The organism is Actinoplanes sp. NPDC051633, from assembly GCF_040681735.1.
Classification (GTDB): Bacteria; Actinomycetota; Actinomycetes; order Mycobacteriales; family Micromonosporaceae; genus Actinoplanes.
On sequence record NZ_JBFAZH010001286.1, the window covers coordinates 1 to 2072 of the forward strand.

The window sequence follows — 2072 nt, forward strand, 5'->3', positions numbered from 1 at the left end:
TGTGGACCCTCGGCGAGATCGGCATCGCGGTCATGTTCGGCGCCACCTTCGCCGATCTCGCGCCGGCCGACCTGCGCGGCCGGTACATGGGCGTCGCGTCCACCACCTGGAGCCTGGGCGCCGTGCTCGGACCACTGCTGGGCACCGCCCTGCTCGACCACGCCGGGCGAACCGCGCTGTGGGTGGCGTGCTCGGCGGCCGGGCTCGTGCTGTGCGCCGCGCAGCTGGCGGTCGCCCCGGCACTGCGCCGCCGCCGGTCCGGCCCGAATCGCTGAACCATCGGCACTCGAAGAGCACTCGAAGAGAGGAAGTACAGCCATGACCACCATGACCGACAACGAATGGCGAACCTTCGTCACAGCGGGAGCGAGGCTTGCCCACATCGCCCTCGCCCGCCCCGACGGGCGCCCCCACGTCACCCCGGTCTGCTTCGTCCTCGACGGCGACGAGCTCGCCTTCGCGTTGTCCCCGGGCAGCGTCAAAGGCAAGAGCCTGGCCCGCGATCGGCGCATCGCGGTCTGCGTCAGCGACGAGCGGCAGCCCTACAGCTTCGTCACCATCGAAGGTGAAGCACAGCTCTCCGCCGAACCGGACCTGGTCAGGCACATCGGCATGGGCATCGCCGCTCGCTACTACCCGGACCAGCCCGCGGCGGACGTGGCGGAATCGTTCGTACAGGCGGGCTTCACCGCGGTCCGGATCAGCAGCACCAACGTCATCGCCCGGTCCGGCCTCGGCTGATCCCTCACTCCTCCCAGACGTCGACCCTGGGGAGACCTCTGGAGTCGCGGGCGGCGTCCACGATGCGCTGGACCAGGGCCGTCTTGGCGCGGGTGTACGAGTCGCCCTCGTGGGTGGCGCCGGCCAGCGTGCGCTTCAGCTCGGCGTACGCGTCCCGGTCCGCCGGGTGTTCGCGGAGGTGGTCGCGGAACAGGCGCTGATTGCGGGTGTCCCAGGAGGAGGCCAGGACCACGTGCAGGTGGTAGCCGATCTCGGGGCCGTACCGCTTGAACGACAGGCGCTGCGGCATCTGGAACTCCATGCGCCGGTAGCCCAGCGCCACCACCGCCTCCTCGGCCGCCGGATCGTCCAGCGTCTGCGCCGCGGCCATCAGGTCGATGATCGGTTTGGCGGCCAGGCCGGGCACCGACGTGCTGCCGATGTGCTCGATGACCGTCAGCCAGCCGCCGGCCGCGGTGGTCAGCTCGTCGATGGCCCGCCGGGCGTGCTCCGGCCACGCCGGGTCGTACTCGTGCACCTCGATCGCCACGCCGCGACCTTAACCCTCTCGCCCGCACCGTTCGAGTGATCGGTGCGGGCGGAACGCCGGCGGCGCGGCGTGTCCTGGACCCGCATGACCCATCGAGCCTATCGTGTGAGTAGGAATTAGGCGGAGGGTGGCGAGGTAGCGTGATGCGGCAGACGGTGGCGGTGGTCGGCGGCGGGTGTTCCGGTGTGCTGGCGGCTCGGGAGCTGCTGCGGCGGCCCGGCGTCGAGGTGCTGATCATCGAGCCGGGCGAGGTGGGCGGGGGAGTCGCTTACGGGGCGGCACAGCCGTGGCACCTGCTCAACTCGCGCGCCGGTGCGATGAGCGCCGACCCGGGCGACCCCGGCCACTTCGCGCGCTGGGCGGGTGTGAGCCCGCAGGAGTTCGTGCCGCGCCCGCTCTACGCGCGTTACCTACGCTCGGTCCTCGACGAGGCCTTCGCCGCCCACCCGGGCCGTTTGCGGGTCATCAAGGAACGCGCCGTCACCGTGCGACCGTCGCCGGCCGGGGTCGTGCTGGCGGACGGACAGGTGGTCCCGGCCGACCACGTGGTGCTGGCCGTCGGAAATCCGGCGGGGGCGCAGCCGGGGAACCTGACGCCCGAGGTGCGGGAGCACGCCGGCTACGTCGCCGATCCCTGGCGGACCGGCGCTCTCGAAGCGCTGCCCGCCGACCGGCCCGTGCTGCTCATCGGCACCGGGCTGACCGCCGTCGACGTGGCGCTCACGCTGACCGCCGCCGGCCGCACCGCGCCCGTCGTCGCCGTCAGCCGGCGCGGGCTTCTGCCGCTCACCCACACGGTCAC

At 72.3% G+C, this 2072-nt stretch carries 4 protein-coding genes; 3 read left to right on the top strand and 1 reads right to left on the bottom strand.

The features are described from left to right. The coding region (locus tag AB0M20_RS40130) for an MFS transporter (protein WP_364306387.1) at positions 1-275 on the top strand (275 nt) is incomplete at its 5' end. Positions 276-318: 43 nt separating this feature from the next. Next, entirely contained in the window at positions 319-741 is a 423-nt protein-coding gene (locus AB0M20_RS40135; RefSeq protein ID WP_364306389.1) for a PPOX class F420-dependent oxidoreductase, read from the top strand. 4 nt (positions 742-745) lie between these two features. On the opposite strand, the gene AB0M20_RS40140 is transcribed toward AB0M20_RS40135, so the two are convergent. Further along, on the bottom strand, positions 746-1270 hold the full coding sequence (locus AB0M20_RS40140; RefSeq protein WP_364306391.1) for a GrpB family protein: 525 nt from the start codon (positions 1268-1270) through the stop codon (positions 746-748). Positions 1271-1413: 143 nt separating this feature from the next. On the opposite strand from AB0M20_RS40140, the gene AB0M20_RS40145 reads away from it, so the two are divergent. Beyond that, positions 1414-2072: FAD-dependent oxidoreductase (locus AB0M20_RS40145; RefSeq protein WP_364306393.1), on the top strand; the 659-nt coding region annotated here is incomplete at its 3' end.

Excerpts from the sequence above, each read along its gene's own strand:
- AB0M20_RS40135 (WP_364306389.1), top strand. The coding sequence starts at position 319 with ATGACCACCATGACCGACAACGAATGGCGAACCTTCGTCACAGCGGGA.